The organism is Pseudomonas sp. NFPP24, assembly GCF_900112095.1.
Lineage (GTDB): Bacteria > Pseudomonadota > Gammaproteobacteria > Pseudomonadales > Pseudomonadaceae > Aquipseudomonas > Aquipseudomonas extremorientalis.
On sequence record NZ_FOKD01000008.1, the window covers coordinates 116231 to 136886 of the forward strand.

At 61.9% G+C, this 20656-nt stretch carries 21 protein-coding genes; 8 read left to right on the forward strand and 13 right to left on the reverse strand.

Annotated elements, in window-relative coordinates; genetic code table 11:
• Window positions 1-175 precede the first annotated feature (175 nt).
• From BM026_RS18565 to BM026_RS18585, 5 genes are all read left to right on the forward strand, one after another.
• Window positions 176-1333 carry a D-alanyl-D-alanine carboxypeptidase family protein gene (locus BM026_RS18565; RefSeq protein ID WP_071489893.1) on the forward strand — a complete coding sequence of 386 codons (1158 nt, stop codon included), beginning with the start codon at window positions 176-178 and terminating at the stop codon, window positions 1331-1333.
• An 84-nt stretch (window positions 1334-1417) separates the two neighbouring features.
• On the forward strand, window positions 1418-1699 hold the full coding sequence (locus tag BM026_RS18570; RefSeq protein ID WP_071489894.1) for a DUF493 domain-containing protein: 282 nt from the start codon (window positions 1418-1420) through the stop codon (window positions 1697-1699).
• Complete coding sequence (gene lipB / locus BM026_RS18575) at window positions 1699-2346, forward strand: lipoyl(octanoyl) transferase LipB (protein ID WP_093514307.1); 648 nt, start codon at window positions 1699-1701, stop codon at window positions 2344-2346. Before BM026_RS18570 ends, lipB begins: the two co-directional genes overlap by 1 nt.
• Window positions 2347-2372: 26 nt before the next feature.
• On the forward strand, window positions 2373-3374 hold the full coding sequence (lipA, locus tag BM026_RS18580) for a lipoyl synthase (RefSeq protein ID WP_166794335.1): 1002 nt from the start codon (window positions 2373-2375) through the stop codon (window positions 3372-3374).
• 148 nt (window positions 3375-3522) lie between these two features.
• A complete protein-coding gene (locus tag BM026_RS18585) occupies window positions 3523-4443 on the forward strand; it encodes a S66 peptidase family protein (RefSeq protein WP_093529647.1) in 921 nt (306 codons plus the stop codon).
• A gap of 111 nt (window positions 4444-4554) precedes the next feature.
• Here BM026_RS18585 and BM026_RS18590 read toward each other — a convergent pair whose 3' ends face one another.
• The 5 genes from BM026_RS18590 to leuS form a co-directional block, all read right to left on the reverse strand.
• Complete coding sequence (locus tag BM026_RS18590; RefSeq protein WP_093529649.1) at window positions 4555-5880, reverse strand: lytic murein transglycosylase; 1326 nt, start codon at window positions 5878-5880, stop codon at window positions 4555-4557.
• 61 nt (window positions 5881-5941) lie between these two features.
• Window positions 5942-6106, reverse strand: a complete 165-nt coding sequence (gene arfA, locus BM026_RS18595; RefSeq protein ID WP_071489899.1) for an alternative ribosome rescue factor ArfA — start codon at window positions 6104-6106, stop codon at window positions 5942-5944.
• An 83-nt stretch (window positions 6107-6189) separates the two neighbouring features.
• Entirely contained in the window at window positions 6190-7227 is a 1038-nt protein-coding gene (gene holA / locus BM026_RS18600) for a DNA polymerase III subunit delta (protein ID WP_058427766.1), read from the reverse strand.
• Window positions 7228-7266: 39 nt separating this feature from the next.
• Window positions 7267-7872, reverse strand: coding sequence for an LPS-assembly lipoprotein LptE (gene lptE / locus BM026_RS18605; protein ID WP_092248148.1), 606 nt, complete (start codon window positions 7870-7872; stop codon window positions 7267-7269).
• 88 nt (window positions 7873-7960) lie between these two features.
• The gene (gene leuS, locus BM026_RS18610) at window positions 7961-10567 is read right to left on the reverse strand and encodes a leucine--tRNA ligase (protein ID WP_093529651.1); all 2607 of its coding nucleotides are present in this window, start codon (window positions 10565-10567) and stop codon (window positions 7961-7963) included.
• Window positions 10568-10828: 261 nt separating this feature from the next.
• Here leuS and BM026_RS18615 point away from each other — a divergent pair, with 261 nt between their 5' ends.
• Together BM026_RS18615 and BM026_RS18620 are read left to right on the forward strand one after the other, a co-directional pair.
• Window positions 10829-11146 (forward strand): hypothetical protein, encoded by a 318-nt coding sequence (locus BM026_RS18615; RefSeq protein ID WP_092248154.1) that lies wholly within the window; start codon window positions 10829-10831, stop codon window positions 11144-11146.
• A 98-nt stretch (window positions 11147-11244) separates the two neighbouring features.
• On the forward strand, window positions 11245-12006 hold the full coding sequence (locus tag BM026_RS18620) for a YdcF family protein (protein WP_093514311.1): 762 nt from the start codon (window positions 11245-11247) through the stop codon (window positions 12004-12006).
• 62 nt (window positions 12007-12068) lie between these two features.
• Here the strand turns inward: BM026_RS18620 and lnt are convergent, their stop codons facing one another.
• The 5 genes from lnt to miaB form a co-directional block, all read right to left on the reverse strand.
• Window positions 12069-13592 carry an apolipoprotein N-acyltransferase gene (gene lnt, locus BM026_RS18625; RefSeq protein ID WP_092248159.1) on the reverse strand — a complete coding sequence of 508 codons (1524 nt, stop codon included), beginning with the start codon at window positions 13590-13592 and terminating at the stop codon, window positions 12069-12071.
• 8 nt (window positions 13593-13600) lie between these two features.
• A complete protein-coding gene (locus BM026_RS18630) occupies window positions 13601-14440 on the reverse strand; it encodes an HlyC/CorC family transporter (protein ID WP_010206772.1) in 840 nt (279 codons plus the stop codon).
• A gap of 41 nt (window positions 14441-14481) precedes the next feature.
• Complete coding sequence (ybeY, locus tag BM026_RS18635) at window positions 14482-14940, reverse strand: rRNA maturation RNase YbeY (protein WP_093125711.1); 459 nt, start codon at window positions 14938-14940, stop codon at window positions 14482-14484.
• Window positions 14933-15937, reverse strand: a complete 1005-nt coding sequence (locus tag BM026_RS18640) for a PhoH family protein (protein WP_092248165.1) — start codon at window positions 15935-15937, stop codon at window positions 14933-14935. Before BM026_RS18640 ends, ybeY begins: the two co-directional genes overlap by 8 nt.
• Before the next feature lie 203 nt (window positions 15938-16140).
• The gene (miaB, locus tag BM026_RS18645; RefSeq protein ID WP_071489907.1) at window positions 16141-17469 is read right to left on the reverse strand and encodes a tRNA (N6-isopentenyl adenosine(37)-C2)-methylthiotransferase MiaB; all 1329 of its coding nucleotides are present in this window, start codon (window positions 17467-17469) and stop codon (window positions 16141-16143) included.
• A 131-nt stretch (window positions 17470-17600) separates the two neighbouring features.
• On the opposite strand from miaB, the gene BM026_RS18650 reads away from it, so the two are divergent.
• A complete protein-coding gene (locus BM026_RS18650; protein WP_003194436.1) occupies window positions 17601-17927 on the forward strand; it encodes a DUF1820 family protein in 327 nt (108 codons plus the stop codon).
• A gap of 8 nt (window positions 17928-17935) precedes the next feature.
• Here the strand turns inward: BM026_RS18650 and BM026_RS18655 are convergent, their stop codons facing one another.
• The 3 genes from BM026_RS18655 to thiE all read right to left on the reverse strand — a co-directional run bounded on the left by BM026_RS18655 (window position 17936) and on the right by thiE (window position 20640).
• Window positions 17936-18490: a tetratricopeptide repeat protein gene (locus BM026_RS18655; protein WP_071489908.1), complete on the reverse strand. Its 555-nt coding sequence runs from the start codon at window positions 18488-18490 to the stop codon at window positions 17936-17938.
• Window positions 18491-18715: 225 nt separating this feature from the next.
• A complete protein-coding gene (gene hemL, locus BM026_RS18660) occupies window positions 18716-19999 on the reverse strand; it encodes a glutamate-1-semialdehyde 2,1-aminomutase (protein WP_092248174.1) in 1284 nt (427 codons plus the stop codon).
• A gap of 11 nt (window positions 20000-20010) precedes the next feature.
• Window positions 20011-20640, reverse strand: a complete 630-nt coding sequence (gene thiE, locus BM026_RS18665) for a thiamine phosphate synthase (RefSeq protein ID WP_092248177.1) — start codon at window positions 20638-20640, stop codon at window positions 20011-20013.
• Window positions 20641-20656 lie beyond the last annotated feature (16 nt).

A 20656-nucleotide genomic window follows, 5' to 3' on the forward strand; every position in this document is an offset into this window, starting at 1 on the left:
AATTGATGGTTCTGGCCCGTGCGCGGGGCAGGGCTGTGGTTGCTGGCTCGTTGAACAATAAAAACCCGGGGGCAAGGGGTGAGCGGGCAACCGAACACGTGACAGTCTGGTAGCGGACTGTCTGAATAAGTTTTGCCCGCGAGGGCAAGTTTCCATAAGCAATTTCGAGAGACGGATGAACATCACCACCTTAGCCAAACGCACGTGCCTGCTTCTTTCGCTGATCATCACCCCAGCCGCCTGGGCGGTTGAAATGGTGCCGGCTTCCCCGCAACTGGCTGCCAAGGCCTGGGTCCTCATGGATGCCGCCAGCGGCAATGTGCTGGTCGAGAACAACGGTGACCAGCGCCTGCCACCGGCCAGCCTGACCAAACTGATGACCGCCTACATCGCGACCCTGGAAATCCGTCGCGGCCAGATCGGCGAGAACGACCCGGTTACCGTCAGTGAAAACGCCTGGCGTACCGGCGGTTCGCGGATGTTCATCAAAGTGGGTTCGCAGGTGACTGTGAGCGACCTGCTGCACGGCATCATCATCCAGTCCGGTAACGACGCCAGCGTCGCCCTGGCCGAGCACATCGCCGGCAGCGAAGACGCGTTCGCCGACATGATGAACAAAACCGTGGCCGACCTGGGCATGACCAACAGCCACTTCATGAACCCGACCGGCCTGCCGAACCCGGAGCACTACTCGTCGGCGCACGACATGGCGATCCTGGCGCGCGCGATCATTCGTGTCGACCCGGTGCACTACGCGATCTACTCCCAGAAGGAGTTCTTCTGGAACAACATCAAGCAGCCTAACCGCAACCTGCTGCTGTGGCGCGACAAGACCGTCGACGGTCTGAAAACCGGCCACACCGAAGAAGCCGGCTACTGCATGGTGTCGTCCGCTGTGCGCGACGGCCAACGCCTGATCGCCGTAGTCTTCGGCACCAACAGCGAGCAGGCCCGTGCGGCCGAGACGCAGAAACTGCTGACCTACGGTTTCCGTTTCTTCGAAACCCAGACCTTCTACCAGAAGGGTACTGAGCTGGCGACCGCGCCGGTGTGGAAGGGCGCTACCTCCCAAGTCAAGGCCGGCCTGGCTGAAGACCTGACCCTGACCATGCCTAAAGGCCAGCTGAAGAAGCTCGCTGCCAGCATGACCATGAACCCGCAACTGGTTGCGCCCATCGCCAAGGGCGACGTGATCGGTAAAGTCGAAGTGAAGCTGGACGACAAGGTGGTGCACAGCGCCGACCTGATCGCCCTGGACGCCGTCGACGAAGGTGGTATCTTCCGCCGCGTGTGGGATAGCATCCGTCTATTCTTCTACAGCCTGTTCAACTGATTGTGTGCACCTGCAAGGCCCCGTGTTGATCCGACGCGGGGCTTTGCCCGTCGCCACGGCTTACGCTTACGAGGCCGTTACGCCATGACCGATAAAGAAGCAGAAGTAAAGGCGCCCAAGATCGAATTCCCAGTGACGGATTATCCCGTCAAGGTGATCAGCGATACCGGCGTGGGCCGTAAGGACACCATTCTCGCGATCGTTCGCAAATACGCGACGATCAATGACAACCGCGTGGACGAGCGTCAAAGCTCCACCGGCAAATACACCACGATCCAGTTGCACATCGTTGCGACGGATCAGGACCAGCTCTACAACATCAACAGCGAACTGCGGGCCACCGGCTTCGTGCACATGGTGCTGTGATGTCACAGGTCCTGGGCTTTCGCGAGCTCGGCCGGATGGACTACGAGCCCGTCTGGCACGCCATGCAGCGCTTCACTAACGAGCGCGGCACGTCGGCCCCCGATGAGATCTGGCTGGTGGAACACCCGCCCGTGTTCACCCAGGGCCAGGCCGGCAAGGCCGAGCATCTGCTGCTGCCGGGGGAAATTCCGGTGGTGCAGGTCGACCGAGGTGGCCAAGTGACTTACCATGGGCCCGGCCAACTCGTGGCTTATTTGCTGCTGGATGTGCGCAAGCTGGGGTTTGGCGTGCGCGACCTGGTCAGCCGCATGGAGGGTTGCCTGATCGAGCTGCTGGCCAGTTACGGAGTGACTGCTGCGGCCAAGCCGGATGCGCCGGGTGTGTACGTTGATGGCGCGAAGATCGCCTCCCTGGGGCTGCGGATTCGCCACGGCTGTTCCTTTCATGGCCTGGCCCTGAACGTGGACATGGACCTGGCACCGTTCCGGCGGATCAACCCGTGTGGCTATGCCGGGTTGGCGATGACGCAACTGAGCGACCACGCCACACCGATTAAATTTGCCGAGGTAAGTGCCCGGCTGCGTGCGCAGCTCGTCAAACACCTCGACTATGCTGAGCAGACGACCCTTACGGGCGGAATCGACTGATTATGACTACTGATGCAGTGCAAACCATGATCCCGACGGTGGACGTTACCGAACGCCCAGCCCCGGCCCCGCGTGCCAAGGTGGAAGCCGGCGTCAAGCTGCGCGGCGCCGAAAAGGTTGCACGCATCCCGGTGAAGATCATTCCGACCACCGAACTGCCGAAGAAACCCGACTGGATCCGCGTGCGCATCCCGGTTTCGCCGGAAGTCGACCGTATCAAGGCGCTGCTGCGCAAACACAAGCTGCACAGCGTCTGCGAAGAGGCCTCCTGCCCGAACCTGGGCGAGTGCTTTTCCGGCGGCACCGCCACCTTCATGATCATGGGGGATATCTGCACCCGTCGTTGCCCGTTCTGCGACGTTGGCCACGGCCGTCCGAAGCCACTTGACGTCAACGAGCCGGAAAGCCTGGCCATCGCCATCGCCGACCTGCGCCTCAAGTACGTGGTGATCACCTCGGTAGACCGCGACGACCTGCGTGACGGCGGTGCCCAGCACTTTGCCGACTGCATCCGCGAAATCCGCAAGCTGTCGCCGAACGTGATGCTCGAAACCCTGGTGCCGGACTACCGCGGTCGCATGGACGTGGCGCTGGAAATCACCGCAGCCGAGCCGCCGGATGTGTTCAACCACAACCTGGAAACCGTGCCGCGCCTGTACAAGGCTGCCCGCCCCGGTTCGGACTACCAGTGGTCGCTGACCCTGCTGCAGAAATTCAAGCAGATGATGCCGCACATCCCGACCAAGTCCGGCTTGATGCTGGGCCTGGGCGAGACCGACGAAGAAGTCATCGAAGTCATGAAGCGCATGCGCGAACACGACATCGACATGCTGACCCTCGGCCAGTACCTGCAACCGTCCCGCAGCCACTTGCCGGTGCAGCGTTTCGTGCACCCGGACACCTTCGCCTGGTTCGCCGAGGAAGGCTACAAGATGGGCTTCAAGAACGTGGCGTCCGGCCCGCTGGTGCGTTCTTCGTACCATGCGGACGAGCAGGCCAAGCTGGTCAAGGCAAGCCTGGTTTCCTGATAGCGCTGTGAGCGGCACCGCAGGTTAATGTGGGAGGGGGCTTGCCCCCGATAGCGGACTGTCAGTCAGCACTTCTGATACTGATACACCGCCATCGGGGACAAGCCTCCTCCCACAGTTGTTTCGCGTTAGCCAAGGAGAGTCGTGGATGACCGCTGCAGTACCTGCCCTCCGTAGCGAAGGCACCATCGCCCTGATCGCCCCCGCCGGCCCCGCCATCCTGGACGTTGAAAAAGCCGGCCAATGGATGCGCACCCGCGGCTACGACCTGCGCATCTTCCCGGGTGTCTATGAACGCGACGGCTACCTCGCCGGCAGCGATAAAACCCGCCTCAACGACCTGCACACAGCTTTCGCCGACCCTGAAATCGACGCCATCTTCTGCCTGCGTGGCGGCTACGGCACGCCGCGCCTGCTCGATAGCCTGGACTTCGACCTGCTACGCGCCAATGCCAAACCCTTCGTGGGTTACAGCGACATCACCGCGTTGCACCTGGCAATCAGCCGTTACGCCGGCTTCGTGACCTTCCATGGGCCGATGCTCAACGCCGATCTCTTGGGCGACAAGCAACCACCTACCGAGTCTTCATTGTTCAGCATGCTGCGCGGCCAGTTGGGCGCTGGCAGCGAGTTGACGCACCCCGTGGCGTACCCGCTGACCACAATCGAGCCTGGCATTGCCTGTGGGCGCTTGCTGGGTGGCAATCTGTCGATGATCGCGGCAGTCATGGGCACACCCTTTGAGATCGACGCAGATGGCATCATCCTGTTGATCGAGGACGTCAACGAGCCGATCTACCGTATCGACCGCCTGCTGACGCACCTGCGCCTGGCGGGCAAGCTGGAGCAGGTCGCCGGCGTACTGGTAGGGGACGTGGCGGGTGTGGATCAGGTTGCGCTGGAGCGCTTGCTCAAGCAGACCTTCGAGCCATTGCGCATCCCGGTGTTGTCCGGTTGGCGCAGTGGGCATTGCGACCCGAACCTGACGTTGCCGATGGGCGCATTGGTGCGGTTGGATGCGGGGGAGCAGCGGGTGGTGTTGGAGCAGGATGTGGTGTTCAAAGCCTGAGCTTTTTAGTCTTTCAGTCCGTCATCGGGGGCAAGCCCCCTCCCACAATGGAATGCTGTCGAAATGTGGGAGGGGGCTTGCCCCCGATAGCGATAGCCGCCATAAGCAGCGCTATCGATTCTGCAACGACTCCAACAGTTTAACCGTCGGATACCCATCCGCCGGCCAGCCCAAGGCCTGCTGCGCCGCACGAATCGCCTTGCGCGTATTGGCGCCGATAATTCCATCCGGGTTGCCCGCGTCATAGCCGTTGGCACTCAAGGCCGTCTGCAAGTCGATGCGCTGCGAGCGGCTCAATGGCAGCTCATCCTTCGGCCAATCGCCACGAATCACTCCACCGCCACCAAAGCGTTCCGACAACAAGCCAACCGCCAGTGCATAGGACGACGAGTTGTTGTACTTGAGGATCGCACGGAAGTTATCCAGCACCAGGAACGCCGGGCCACGGTAGCCGGCCGGCAACAGCAGCGCAGCGGAGAGTTGGTCGACGTTGGGCGGCATGCTTGCGCCTGGCGGCAGTTGGATACCCAGTTTCAGCCATTCTGCGACCGTCTTGCGGATGCCGCCATCGGCCAGGGCGTAATCGAAGTTCGCCGGCAGTTGTTTCACTTCGAAACCCCACGGTTGGCCTTTCTGCCAGCCGGAGCTCTGCAGGTAGTGTGCGGTGGAGGCGAGGGCGTCTGACGGGCTGTTCCAGATATCGCGGCGACCGTCGCCATCGAAGTCGACGGCGTGGGTGTTGTAGGTGGTCGGGATAAATTGGGTCTGGCCCATGGCGCCGGCCCAGGAGCCTTTCATCTGGTCGGCCTGGATATCGCCGTGCTGGATGATCTGCAGCGCCGCCAGCAATTGCGCCTGGGCAAATGCCGGGCGGCGGCCTTCGTAGGCCAGGGTCGCCAGCGAGCGGATCACCGAGTTGTTGCCCTGGAACTGGCCGAAGTTACTTTCCATGCCCCATACCGACACCAGCGCCTGGCGGTCGACGCCATAACGTTGTTCGATGCTTTGCAGGATGTCGGCGTACTTGACCAGCAACGCCTGGCCGTTGCGCACGCGCACGGGCGACAGGGCGCCGTCGAGGTATTCCCACACCGGGCGGGAAAACTCCGGCTGGCTGCGATCGGCGCGGATCACCGCCATGTCGGGGGTAACGTTGGCGAATGCGTTGTCGAACACGGCGGCGGTGATGCCGGCCTGCAGGGCTTGCACGCGGAAGGCCGCCTGCCATTCGGCGAAGGTCTGGGTCGGCTGGATATCAAGATTATCCACAGCCAGCGGGGCCACGACAGCGGGCGCAACCACAGGGGCAGTCTGGAGCTTGGGCAGCGGTTGAGCGTCGGCGGCGGTGGGTTTCTCCGCACAGGCGACGAGCAGGATGAGGCTGGAGGCAGCGATCAGTTGGCGAAAGTGCCAACGACGGGAAAGACTAGAGGGCATGCACAGGTCCAGGGATTGCAAATCAGGTGCAGACCTTATCATGCCAGAGGGCTGCTTGCCTTCAGGCAGCCAGAAAGTAAGAAGCCTCCCAGCTTTTAGACTGGAAGGCTTCGCGGCGGTAGCTGCCTTTGCCCTTGCCGGCGCGTTCCTGACGGCTACGGAACAGTGGCTGGGCGATGATGGATTTGGCCTTGTTGGGGCCATGCTTGGATGGCTTTTTGCTCATGGTCGTTACTCTCGTTGGGTGGTTGAAGCGGTGCAAATCATCTGCCGATGTTGCGCCGCTGTAAAGCCCTTCGAGAGGTAGGACTATTCTGCCGGCAATGTCAGGCGCTGGCCGGCCATCAACAATGATAAACGGCTCAGGCTCATCCACGGCGAACCCGCCGCCTGGCCCTTGATCTGCGCGTCGATGCGTTGCGCTTCCAGCAGCAATTGCGCCCAGCGTTGCGCCGAGTGCCGCTGCAGTGCTTTGCTCATCAAGGGTTTGCGCTTGTCCCACACCGGTGGCTTGGCCTGGCTGAAGCATTTGTCCAGCGGCGTACCCTGGCTATATTGCAGGGCAATATTGGCCAGCACCCGCAGTTCCCGGGCCAGGGCCCAGAGAATCACCGGCGGTTCCACGCCTTCGCCGCGCAGGCCTTCGAGCATGCGCAGGGCGTGGGCGGGCTCACCGTTGAGGATCGCATCCACCAGCCCGAACACATCGAAGCGCGCGCTATCGGCCACGGCGCCCTGGACGGTTTCGACGGTAATCTGCCCGTCTTCGGCCATCAGCTTGAGCTTTTCGATCTCCTGGGCAGCGGCCAGCAAATTGCCTTCAACCCGGGCGGCGATCAACTCCACTGCGTCCTGGGTCGCCGACAGTCCCGACTGCGACAGCCGCTGGCGAATCCATTGCGGCAACTGGCTGCTGTCCACCGGCCAGATCTGGATGAACTGGGTCTGCGCCCCTTCCACCAGGGCCTTGCCCCACTTGGTTTTCTGCGCGCTGCCATCAAGCTTGGGCAGGCTGATCAACAGCACGGTGTCTTCGGCGGGGCGCGAGCAGTATTCCATCAGGGCGGCCGCGCCTTTGTCGCCAGGCTTGCCCGAAGGCAGGCGCAGTTCCAGCAGGCGCTTCTCGGCAAACAGCGACATGCTCGCACCGGCCTGCAGCAGCGTGCCCCAGTCGAAGCTGGCGTCGGCGCTGAAGACCTGGCGTTCGTCGAAACCTTGCTGGCGTGCCGCCGTGCGAATGGCGTCGGCGGCTTCCTGACACAGCAGCGGATCATCACCGCTGACAATGTAGACAGGCGCAAGGCCACCTTGCAGGTGTTTGGCGAGTTGGGCAGGGGCGAGTTTCATAGGCGGGGTAAACGGGGCGCTTGGGGCGCCCCGTCCGGCTTACTCGACAGGGACTTCAACAGGCGACTGTTTCGGTGTGTTGTCTTCGTACTCTTTGGCAGCTTTCAGCGCGTCGGCCTCGGCCTTGGCCTTGTTGTCAGCCTGTTGCTGCAGGGTCTCCAGTTGTTCCGGAGTCAGCATCGACAGGCGCAGCACAATGCGCTGTACCAGTTCGCGACGCATTTCCTTGCGCACCTGCTGGATTTCGGAGTCCGAACCCACCAGGTTGTTGCCATCGTGGCTGACCACTTTCTGCACCTGAATCTTGTCACCCATCAGCGGCAGATGATCGCGGCCCTGGATTTCGAAGTTGAGCGCAGTGCTCAGTTCGATGTCGGACGCACGCCCGGCGCTGGCGTAGCTCAGGTTACGCTGGGTTTCTCTTTCGTCCACCAGGAACAGTTTGTACGTCGCGCCGGTGTAGACGTGCACGCCGCTGTTTTCCAGCACCTGACGCAATTGCGTCACCGTATCGCCGTAGGCGTTGCGGGCGCTGACGTCGAGTTCCTTGATCGTCAGGTCATTGGTGGCAGTACCGCGCAGCTGGAAGCCGCATGCGCTCAGCAGCACGGCAAGGCCCATCACCAGCAAATTGCGTTTGATCATTTTGTTGCTCCCCTTGAAACCATGTGGGCCTTATCGAGGCCCTGAAGGCTTTGTTCGACGCAGGGCCCAAGCCCTGCGCCCGATCCGATTAGCTCGCGACGATATTGACCAGTTTGCCAGGCACCACGATCACTTTGCGAATCGTCAGGCCTTCGGTAAAGCGCAGCACGTTTTCGTTGACGCGGGCGGCCGCTTCAACGTCTTCGCGGCTGGCGGTGGCTGGCATGTCGATCTGGCCACGCAGTTTACCGTTGACCTGGATCACCAGTTGCAGCGTGTCCTGTACCAGGGCGCTGTCATCCTGCACCGGCCAGCGCGCATCGATGACGGCGTCGCTGTGGCCCAGGCGGTTCCACAGGTCGTGGCTGATGTGCGGCGTGATCGGCGCCAGCAGCAGGGTGACCGTTTCCAGGCCTTCCTGTACCAGTGCGCGATCCTGCTCAGTCACTTGTGGGGCTTTTTCCAGCACATTCATCAGCGTCATTACCTGGGCGATGGCGGTGTTGAACTTGTGGTTCTGGCCCACGTCCTGGCTAGCTTGCTTGATGGCCAGGTGGGTGCTGCGGCGAATGAGTTTCTGCTCGTCGCTCAAGGCGGCCACGTCCAGCTTGCCCGGCAGGCCCTGGCTGATGTGAGCGTGCGCCAGGCGCCAGACGCGCTTGAGGAAACGGTGCGAGCCTTCGACGCCGGAGTCGGACCATTCGGCGCTCATGTCAGGCGGCGAGGCGAACATCATGAACAGGCGGCAGGTGTCCGCGCCGAACTGATCGATCATCGACTGCGGGTCAACGCCATTGTTCTTGGACTTGGCCATCTTCTCGGTGCCGCCGATTTCCACCGGCAGGCCGTCGGCGATCAGCTTGGCGCTGATGACCTTGGCTTTGCTGTCGCGCTCAAGCTCGACGTCTGCCGGGTTGAACCAGGTGTAGGCGCCATTGGCTTCACGGCGATAGTAGGTCTCGGCGACCACCATGCCCTGGGTCAGCAGGTTCTTGAACGGCTCATCGGAGCTCACCAGGCCTTCGTCACGCATCAGCTTGTGGAAGAAGCGCGCGTACAACAGGTGAAGGATGGCGTGTTCGATACCGCCGATATACTGGTCAACCGGCAACCAGTGGTCGGCCGCGGATTTCTCTACCAGGCCGCCTTCATAGTGCGGCGAGGCGTAGCGGGCGTAATACCACGAGGACTCCACGAAGGTGTCCATGGTGTCGGTTTCACGTTTGGCAGGCGCGCCGCATTTGGGGCAACTGCATTCGTAGAATTCGGGCATGCGCGCCAATGGCGAACCGGCGCCGTCCGGCACCACGTCTTCCGGCAGGACGACTGGCAGTTGATCTTCCGGTACTGGCACGTCGCCACAGCTTTCGCAGTGGATGATCGGGATCGGGCAGCCCCAGTAGCGCTGGCGGCTGATACCCCAGTCGCGCAGGCGGAACTGGGTGCGCGAGGCACCGAGGTTTTTCTTGATCAGGGCGACTTCAATGGCGTCGAAGGCGCCCTGGAAGTCCAGGCCATCAAACTCGCCGGAATTGATCAGCTCACCGTGCTCGCCGTAGGCGTCCTGCCACGGGGCCGGGTTGGTGTCGCCCGAGCTGGTACGCACCACGGACTTGATCGGCAGGCTGTACTTGGTGGCGAATTCGAAATCGCGCTCGTCGTGAGCCGGCACAGCCATGACAGCGCCATCGCCGTAGTGCATCAGCACGTAGTTGGCCACCCACACCGGCAGCTTTTCACCGGTGAGAGGGTGCTCGACGAACAGGCCGGTCGGCAGGCCTTTTTTCTCCTGGGTGGCGACGTCGGCCTCGGCCACGCTACCGCCTTTGCATTCGGCGATGAACGCCTGCAACTCAGGGTTGTTCTGTGCAGCCTGGGTGGCCAGCGGGTGTTCGGCGGCCACGGCGACGTAGGTCGCGCCCATCAGGGTATCCGGGCGGGTGGTGAAGACTTTCAGTGCGCCCGCTTCGCCGATCGAGTCGACGTTGTACGGGAACTGCACTTCCATGCCCTTGGATTTGCCGATCCAGTTGCGTTGCATGGTCTTGACCTGCTCCGGCCAGCCCGGCAGGTCGTCGAGGCTCGACAACAGTTCATCCGCGTAGGCGGTGATCTTGAAGTAGTACATCGGGATTTCGCGCTTTTCGATCAGCGCGCCGGAGCGCCAGCCGCGACCGTCGATCACTTGCTCGTTGGCAAGGACGGTCTGGTCGATCGGGTCCCAGTTCACGGTGCCGCTTTTTTTGTAGATCACACCTTTTTCGAACAGGCGCGTGAACAGCCATTGTTCCCAGCGGTAGTAATCCGGCTTGCAGGTGGTGACTTCGCGGGACCAGTCCACCGCCAGGCCCAGGCTGCGCAGCTGGGTCTTCATGTAGGCGATGTTTTCGTAGGTCCACTTGGCGGGGGCCACGTTGTTTTTCATCGCGGCGTTTTCCGCCGGCATGCCGAAGGCGTCCCAACCCATGGGTTGCAGGACGTTCTTGCCTTGCATGCGCTGGTAACGGGAAATCACGTCGCCGATGGTGTAGTTACGCACGTGCCCCATGTGTAGCTTGCCGCTGGGGTAAGGGAACATCGATAGGCAGTAGTAAGTCTCCTTGCCTGGCTGTTCACTGACTTCAAAGGACTTTTGCTCCTCCCAGAAGGTTTGGGCGGCATTTTCTATTTCACGGGGCTGATATTGTTCGTGCATGGCTACTTTTGAACTGAATAGGGGTGGCCTAATCCTCTTCGGTGCAACATTCAGGTTGATCGACACCAAAAAGCGGCGCGTCCGTGCCCAAACCCTGCGGGAAGTGGAGTTACAGGAAGCGCCGTAGCATACATGACCCCACTCTATCGAGGGAAACCCTGATTGCTCTGGCAGGGCCGTCTGTCGCGGCGCCGGGCAGGCGCAGCCACGGGGGCTACGCTGTTTATTGGGGAGCAAGTCTTTCTTCAATGAGGTGAGGGGATGGTTGAATCGCAGCGAATCGTAACGAAACCGGAAATCTACGAAGGACTGATCGACCGATTGGGTCGTGCATTGGATGCAGCGAGGACAGCGGGCCGATTGCGTGATGAACGGCCTGTGGAGTTGGAACTGCGCGGTTTGACCCGCGCGGAGCTGGAACTGATCAAGGCTTTTCTGGAACGGAATGGGCGCGGTGCGCCTCCTCTGGTGGCAACCCCGCCACCCAAGGAGCCCACGCACTCTGCCAAGGTGGTGTGGCTCAAGGACTTGTCGGTCGGTCGCGGCCCGGAAAAACGCCGCTTCGTACGCTACAAGTAGTTCACTCCCCCAGAGCAACACCTTCGCGTCATGTCACGATAAAGATTGTCGCTAAACCCCGTTACACCTTAGGCTTCGGGCATTTTTGGAGATGCCCGATGCCTATTCGTTACTTCATCAAACAACTGCTCCTGCCGCCCGGCATTCTTTTGCTGTTGCTGGCCCTTGCCTGGTGGTTTCGGCGCAGCCGGCCACGCTTGGCGGGTTGCTGCTTTGCGCTGGGGTTTGGCGGTATGTGGCTGATCAGCCTGCCGGTGATGGTGGAGTGGGGCGCGCGAACCCTGGAAACCGAGCCGCCGTTGGCGCGGGAAGACTGGTCGACGCTGGCGCAGCGCGCCGATGCGATCGTGGTGTTGGGCTCCGGGCGGGAGCGCGGGGACCCGGCCTGGGGCACCGATCAGCCGACGGGTATCGGCCTGGAGCGCCAGCGCTATGCCGCACGATTGGCCAAGGCCTCCGGGCTGCCGGTGCTGACTACCGGCGGCCTGCATTACGGCACACCGCCCAGCGAGGCGGAACTGATGGCGGTATCTATGCAGGATGACTTCGGCGTGACAGTGCGCTGGAAGGAAGAACGCAGCCGAACCACCTGGGAAAACGCGCAGATGAGCGCGGAAATTCTCTTGCCCGAAGGCATCAGGCGCGTGGTGGTGGTGACCCAGGCCTGGCACATGCCGCGTTCGGTGTGGAGCTTCGAGAAGGCCGGTTTCACCGTGGTGCCTGCGCCGGTGGGCTTCCTGGGCGTGGATAACGCCCGGCCACTGGGTGGCTGGATGCCTGAGTTCGTATCAGTGTGGCGCAGCGGGCAGTTGATCAACGAAGCGGTGGGGCAGCTGGGTTATCGGTTGTTCTATCGATAACGCGGCAGATCAACATCTGGGAGGGGGCAACCCCCCCTCCCACATTGGTTATGGGTTGTCTGTCAGACGGTTTTGGACATGCGGCCCGCCAGCAGCGCCCAACCGAACAGCCCCAGGCACAGGATGATCAACGGCCACGAACGCCATTGCAGGTACGGCGTGAGGTTGTGCATCGGCACCACTTCGCCGTAGAGAATGCCGCGTTCGAATTGCGGGATCTGCGCCGTGATCTGCCCGAACGGGTTGATCAGGCCGGTCACGCCATTGTTGGTGGCGCGGATCATCCAGCGCCCGGCTTCCAGCGCACGCATCTGCGCCATTTGCAGGTGCTGCAACGGGCCGATGGAGCGGCCGAACCAGGTGTCGTTGCTGATGGTCAGCAGCAGATCGCTCTGGGCTGACAGGCCGGCGGCGAATTCCGGGTACACCACTTCGTAGCAAATGAACGGCGCAATCTGATAACCCTTGGCCTGCAGCATCGCCTGGTCAGAGGGACCGCGGGCGAAGTCCGACATCGGTAGATCAAAAAAGGCAATCAGGCCACGCAACATGTCCTGCAGCGGCACGTATTCACCGAACGGCACCAGCTTCTGCTTGAGGTAGGTACCGTCGCCTTCGCCGACCACGGTGATGCCATTGAAGTAGCGCTTCTGGTGGTGCACTTCCTGGCGAATCGGTACCCCGGTGATCAGCGCGGTGTGCCGGTCGGCGGCGAACTTGCCCATCATGCCCAGGTAGCCTTCGACAGACTCCTTGAGCACCGGCACCGCCGTTTCCGGCCATACCAGCAAGTCGACACGCTTGGAGCTGAAGCTCATGTCGCGATACAGCGCCAGCTGCGCGTTGAGCTGCTCCGGGTCCCACTTCATGCTCTGTTCGACGTTGCCCTGGATGGCGGCCACGCTCAGCGGCGCGCCGGACGGACTGGTCCAGGCGTGATGCTTGAGTGCCAGGCCGATCGCCCAGGGTGCTACCAGCAATACCAGGCCGGCACCGATAAAGGCGTTGCGCTTGCCGGCCAGCAGGCGCGGCAGGTTGCACAGCAGCGCGGCGGTGAGTGCCAGGGCAAAGGAGATCAGCCACATCCCGCCCAGCGGCGCGAGGCCGGTGAGCGGGCCATCGAGTTGGCTGTACCCGGAATACAACCATGGGAAACCGGTGAGGAACCAGCCGCGAAATGCTTCCTGGCCCACCCACAACGCCGCGAAGGTCAGGGCATCGGCCAGCGGCGCTTCGTTGCGACGCAACCAGCGCGCCCACAGCCAGGCGGGCAGGGCGAAGAACCAGGCGATGGCGGCGGTGAACAGCAGCATCAGGAACCCCGCCAGCAACACCGAAGCGCCGCCGAAGTGGTGGATGCTGTAGTAGATCCAGCTGGTGCCGGCGCCGAACAGGCCGAAGCCGAAACACCAGCCACGGCCCAGGGCCTGGCGTGGGCTCAGTTCCCGCAGCCCGACATAGAACAGGCCGACCGCCACCAGCGCAAAAGGCCACAGGTCGAACGGCGCCAGCGCCAGGGTGGTGATGGCGCCGGCCACCACGGCCAGCAAATTACCGGGCCAGCCGGGGCGGGTTAGGCGCTGCATGTCATTCCTTAGCGGGCAATTGGTGTCAGGCGGATCAGGTGGATGCGACGGCTGTCGGCATTCAGGATGCGGAAGCGATACGCGCCGATCTCGGTGGTTTCGTTACGCTTGGGCAGGTGCCCGAACGCACTCATCACCAGGCCGCCAACGGTGTCGAACTCATCGTCGGAGAATTCGCTGTCGAAGAACTCGTTGAAGTTCTCGATCGGCGTCAGCGCCTTGATCAGGAAGTCACCGCTGGGCAGTGGCTTGATGTAGCTGTCTTCTTCGACGTCGTGTTCGTCTTCGATATCGCCGACGATCTGTTCCAGCACGTCTTCAATCGTCACCAGGCCAGCTACGCCGCCGTATTCGTCGATCACAATGGCCATGTGATTGTGGTTGGCGCGGAATTCGCGCAGCAACACGTTCAGGCGCTTGGATTCAGGCACGAAGGTGGCCGGACGCAGCAAGTCCTTGATATTGAAGCTGTCGCCGTTCTCCTTGAGGATCAGCGGCAGCAGGTCCTTGGCCAGCAGGACGCCCATGACATCGTCATGGCTTTCACCGATCACCGGGTAGCGCGAGTGCGCCGAGTCGATCACGGCCGGGAGGAACTCCCGTGGGGTCTGGGTCGCCTTGATGCTGATCATCTGCGAGCGCGGGACCATGATGTCCCGTACTTGCAGGTCAGCCACCTGGATGGCGCCCTCGACAATGGCCAGCGCTTCGCTGTCCAGCAACTTGTTCTGATGGGCCTCGCGCAGCAGCTCCAAGAGCTCCTGGCGGTTTTTCGGCTCGTGGGCAAAAGCCTGGGTCAGTTTACCCAGCCATGACTTCTGCCCGTTGCTCGATCGGTCTTCGCTCATAGCGATTACTCTGAATCCTTTATTGTTACAGTTGAGTGTTTTTAAGCTTCGTCGTCGGCATATGGGTCCGGATGACCCAATTCTGCAAGCAACGTTTGTTCCAGTGTTTCCATTTCCTCGGCTTCCTCATCGTCTATATGGTCGTAACCCAAGAGATGCAAGCAGCCGTGGATGACTAGATGGGCCCAGTGGGCTTCAAGTTCCTTGCCTTGTTCCTTTGCCTCGCGCTCCACCACGGCGACACAGATGACCAGATCGCCCAGCAACGGGATATCCAGCAGCTCATCCGGCACATCGGCGGGGAAGGACAGCACATTGGTCGCGTAATCCTTCTGGCGCCAGGTGTGATTCAGTTCGCGGCCCTCGGGCTCGTCCACCAGGCGAATGGTCAGTTCCGAGTCGGCGGTGCGCTGGCGCAGGGCCAGGGCGCACCACTGACGGAACTGGGCTTCGCTGGGGGCGGGCGCTTCGGTGGCCAGCTGCAGGTCTAGCTCAAGCATCGCGGCGAAGGTCCTTGGCCGGTGCATCGTCGCGATGGTCGAAGCGCTCGTAGGCTTCGACGATGCGCTGCACCAGCGGGTGACGAACCACATCCTTGGGCATGAAGTGCGTGAAGCTGATGCCCGGCACGTCCTTGAGCACCTCGATCACCTGGGCCAGGCCCGACTTGGTGCCTTTGGGCAGGTCGACCTGGGTGACATCGCCGGTGATCACGGCGGTGGAGCCGAAACCGATGCGGGTGAGGAACATCTTCATCTGCTCGACCGTGGTGTTCTGGCTTTCGTCGAGGATGATGAAGCTGTTGTTCAAGGTACGACCACGCATGTAGGCCAGCGGGGCGATCTCGATCACCTGGCGTTCGATCAGCTTGGCCACGTATTCGAAGCCGAGCATCTCGTACAGTGCGTCGTAGAGCGGGCGCAGGTACGGGTCGATCTTCTGGGCGAGGTCGCCGGGCAGGAAGCCGAGCTTCTCGCCAGCCTCGACCGCCGGGCGTACCAACAGGATGCGGCGCACTTGCTCGCGCTCCAGCGCATCGACCGCACAGGCCACGGCCAGGTAGGTCTTGCCGGTACCGGCGGGGCCGATGCCGAAGTTGATGTCGTTGCCGAGGATTTCCTTGACGTACTTCTGCTGATTCAAGCCGCGCGGGCGAATCATGCCTTTTTTGGTACGCAGGGCCACGCTGGCTTCGGCCACGGGGTTATTGGCCAGGTCTTCGACGGCCGATTCCTGCAGGTACAGGTGCACGGTTTCCGGCGACAGCTCGCTACCCTTGGTTTCGCGGTAGAGGCGGCGCAGCAGGTTTTCTGCGGACGTGGTGTGTTGGGGTTCACCAATGAGCTCGAACTGATTGCCGCGGTTGCGGATCTCGATGCTCAGGCGTTGTTCGATCAGGCGCAGGTGCTCGTCGAACTGTCCGCACAGATTGGCGAAACGGCGAGCCTCAAAGGGCTCGAGGAGAAAACGATGGGGTTCTGCTATGGGTGCGTTCAAGGTTGTTTTTAGCCGCCCTTTGGCTGTTGAGGTGAAAGAGAGAATAACGCCAGCTGCCCGTGCGCGAAAGCACTTACGTCATCGGAATGTTGCGCGGTCAGAATGTGGGAGGGCGCTTGCCCCCGATAGCGCCGGTTCAGATAAAACATCTGTATCTGACACGCCGTCAGCGGGGGCAAGCCCCCTCCCACCTAATCAGGCAATTATTGCCGCAATGACCCGCGCAACGAATGCGGCTGCGCCGCATCGATGTGCACATCGGCAAACTGGCCGATCAGGGTCGGATTATCGCAACGGAAGTTTACGATTCGGTTGTTCTCGGTACGCCCCTGCAATTCGCCCGGGTCTTTTTTCGAATAGTCGGTGACCAGGATGCGCTGGACAGACCCGACCATTTGTCGGCTGATCTCGAAACCCTGCTGGTTCAAGCGGTGTTGCAGCGCATTGAGGCGCTCTTTTTTCAGCGCTTCCGGGGTGTCGTCCGCCAGATCGGCCGCCGGGGTGCCGGGGCGTTGGCTGTAGACGAACGAATAGGAGAAGTCGAAACCGACGTCTTCGATCAGCTTCATGGTCTGCTCGAAGTCTTTCTCGGTCTCGCCGGGGAAGCCGACGATAAAGTCCGAACTGATGCAGATGCCCGGCACCGCTGCGCGCAATTTGCGCAGTTTGGATTTGTATTCCAGGGCGGTGTGGTTGCGCTTCATGGCCGCCAGGATGCGGTCCGAGCCCGATTGCACCGGCAAGTGCAGGTGCTTGACCAATTCCGGCACTTCAGCGTGGGCCTGGATCAGGCTGTCGGAGAACTCCAGCGGGTGTGAGGTGGTGTAGCGGATGCGCTCGATACCGTCCACGGCAGCCACCACGCGGATCAGCTCCGCCAGGTCGGCCAGGCGGCCATCCTCGGTCAGGCCGCGGTAGCCATTGACGTTCTGGCCCAGCAGGGTCACTTCGCGCACGCCGTTTTCGGCCAGGTGGATGATTTCCGACAGTACATCGTCAAATGGCCGGCTGACTTCTTCACCGCGGGTGTAGGGCACCACGCAGAAGGTGCAGTACTTGCTGCAGCCTTCCATCACCGACACGTAGGCGCTTGGCCCATCGATACGGGGTTCGGGCAAGTGGTCGAATTTTTCGATCTCCGGGAACGACACATCCACCTGCGGCAGCTTGGTAACGCGTGCGGCATCGATCATTTCCGGCAGGCGGTGCAGGGTCTGCGGGCCGAAGACCACGTCGACATAAGGTGCGCGGTCGCGGATCGCGGCGCCTTCCTGGCTGGCCACGCAACCGCCGACGGCGATCACCATGTCCGGGTTGGCCAGTTTCAATTCGCGCCAGCGGCCCAGTTGCGAGTACACACGGTCCTGGGCCCGCTCGCGGATCGAGCAGGTATTGAGCAGGATCACGTCGGCATCTTCGGCGCGGGCGGTGACTTCCAGGGCCTGGTGTTCGCCCAGCAGATCGACCATGCGCGAGCTGTCGTACTCGTTCATCTGGCAACCGTGGGTTTCGATGTAAAGCTTCTTGGCCATGGGAATCGTCAACTGGTGGTAAAGAACCGCGCATTATAGGGGGCATGCCCATTGGTTCCTAGCGTTGTGCATCGGGTGCCATGCTATAGTTCGCGCCCTCTTTTATATCCCCGATGTGTTGTTCGCCCACCATGACCAAACGTGAAGCTCCAATCTACAAGGTGATTTTCCTCAACCAGGGCCAGGTGTTCGAAATGTACGCCAAGCAGATCTATCAAAGTGATCTGTGGGGTTTCCTGGAGGTGGAAGAGTTCGTCTTTGGCGAGCGCACCCAGTTGGTCGTCGACCCGGGCGAAGAGAAGCTCAAGGCGCAGTTCGAAGGCGTGGTGCGCAGCTTTGTGCCGATGCATTCGATTGTGCGCATCGATGAAGTCGAGCGCCTGGGCACGCCGAAGATCAGCGAGGCGCGGGGCACCAGCAATGTGATGCCATTTCCGATGCCAATGCCGGAGAAGTAGGGCGGCTGTCAGGGCAGCGGTGAGAAGGGCGAACGCCCATCGGCGCTCTGCAGTTCCAGAAGGTAGTTGCGGAAAATCTGGCCCAGCACCTGGGTCGCCACTTCCAGTTCATCGCGCTGCATGTGCTCGGCGACTTCGTCGGCGGTGTCCAGCGCGTCTTCAGCGCCGTTGACCGCGGCCATTTTCAGCACGATGTAGGCCTGGACGTTGTTGGCCGGCACGCCTTCGCCCTTGAAGAACATGTTGCCCAACTGGAATTGCGCTTGGGCATGGCCCTGCAACGATGCTTTCTCGAAGTAGCTCAAGGCCTTGTTGAGGTCGCGGGCAGGGTTCTTGCTGTCGTGGAAGTACTCGCCCAACTCGTATTGCGCCTGCGCATCCCCGCCGTCGGCCTGCTTCTGGCACGCGCTCAGGGCTTCGGCCTGGCTGTCTGGCTGGGTATTGAGGGTGCAACGACCCATCGCTGGGATTAACAACGAGTTGCCGCCTGCTTGTGCATGTGCCAGCAGCGGCTGAAGGAGCAACAGGCAGCCCAGAACCAGGGTGCGGCCGGTGCGTTTCATGGGAATCGACTTACCTCTGACGGGGCACGCGGACCCTCGGGGGATCCAATAAGCGCGCATTATGAAATAAGCAGGCCTCTGCTTACAAAGTCTTTACTCGTTTTTCTGCTGCTTGGGCAAGTTATCTGCCGGATTGCAGGTGAATTCTCGGAAAAACTCGGAAATATCTGTAAGCAAAGTAGCAAATCAGACACCGTTTGCGGGGTGCCTGATGGTTGCGGCCTGTTACTTCAGTGCGGCGAAGGCGCGTTCGGCGGCGTCGAGGGTCAGTTTCAGCTCGGCTTCGCCGTGGGCGATCGAGGTGAAGCCGGCTTCGAAAGCGCTCGGTGCCAGGTATACGCCGCCTTCCAGCATCAGGTGGAAGAAGCGTTTGAACAGACCGGCATCGCTGCCCATTACGTCGTCAAAAGTGACGATATCGTCGGCACCGCTGAAGTACAGGCCGAACATACCGCCCGCCTGGGTGGTGACAAACGGAATGCCGGCGGCATCGGCGCGCTGTTGCAGGCCGTCGAGCAGGCGCGTGGTGTAGTCGGTCAGCTCGGCGTGGAAGCCCGGGCGGCTGATCAGGCGCAGGGTGGTCAGGCCGGCGGCCATGGCCAGTGGGTTACCCGACAAGGTGCCCGCCTGGTACACCGGGCCCAGCGGCGCGATGTGTTGCATGATCTCGCGCTTGCCGCCGAAGCAACCCACCGGCATGCCGCCGCCGATGATCTTGCCGAAGGTGCTCAGGTCCGGCGTGACGCCGTAGTGCGCCTGGGCGCCGCCGAGGGCGACGCGGAAACCGGTCATCACTTCGTCGAAAATCAGCACCACGCCGTGTTTGTCGCACTGTTCGCGCAGGCCTTCCAGAAAGCCTGGCGCGGGCGGCACGCAGTTCATATTGCCGGCCACCGGCTCGACGATGATGCAGGCCACGTCCTGGCCCACTTCATTGAGCATCTGCTCGACGGCGGCGATGTCGTTGAACGGCAGGGTCAGGGTGTGCTTGGCAAACGCGGCAGGCACGCCCGCCGAGCTAGGGACACCTTGGGTCAGCGCGCCAGAACCGGCCTTGACCAACAGGCTGTCGGAGTGGCCGTGGTAGCAGCCTTCGAACTTGATGATGCTGTCGCGGCCGGTGAAACCACGGGCCAGGCGGATTGCGCTCATGGTGGCTTCGGTGCCGGAGCTGACCATGCGCACCATTTCCATCGACGGCACGATCGAGCAGACCAGGTCCGCCATCTCGGTTTCCATGGCGGTCGGCGCGCCGTAGGACAGGCCGTGTTCCAGTTGCTTGCGCACCGCGTCCAGTACGTCCGGGTGGCTGTGGCCGAGGATCATCGGGCCCCAGGAGCCGACGTAGTCCACGTAGCGCTTGTCATCTTCGTCGGTGACGTAGGCGCCTTCGGCATGCTTGAAGAACAGCGGCGTGCCGCCCACGCTCTTGAACGCACGCACGGGGGAGTTCACACCGCCGGGGATGTGTTTCTGGGCATTGGCAAACAGCGTTTCGGAACGGGACATGATCGGGCTCTCTAAACTGAAATTTTAAGAAGGTCGTTGAACGCACGGGCGCGGCGCGTGACTTCCTGGGTGCTATCGGCGCCAAACAGGCCGTGCACCACCGCCAGCAGGTCGGCACCGTGGGCCACCAGGGGTTCGGCGTTCTCCAGGGTGATGCCGCCGATCACGCAGATCGGCAGCTGCAGGCGCGCACGGGCCAGGGCCAGCATTTCGACGGTGGCGGCCGGGGCGCCGGGCTTGGTACTGGAATTGAAGAAGCGACCGAAGGCGACGTAGCTCGCACCTTCCTTGGCAGCCTGCTCGGCCAGTTCGATCTGGCTGTGGCAGGTGGAACCGATGATGGCCTTGGAGCCGAGCAGGGCACGGGCCGGGGTCAGCGGGCCGTCGGTCTGGCCCAGGTGCACGCCGACGCCGAGGCGCGCGGCCAGTTCGGCGTCGTCGTTGATAATGAGTTGGGTTTTGTAGCGCGAGCACAGCTCCCGCAGCTTTTCTGCTTCACGCAGGCGCCGGGCTTCGTCGCTGCTTTTGTCGCGGTATTGCAGCAGGGTCACGCCACCGTCCAGCGCCGCTTCGACGTAGGCGAGGAATTTGCCGGCCAACAGTTGGCTGTCGGTAATGGCGTAAAGGCCACGTAGTTTCATCAGGCAGGCCTCGTGC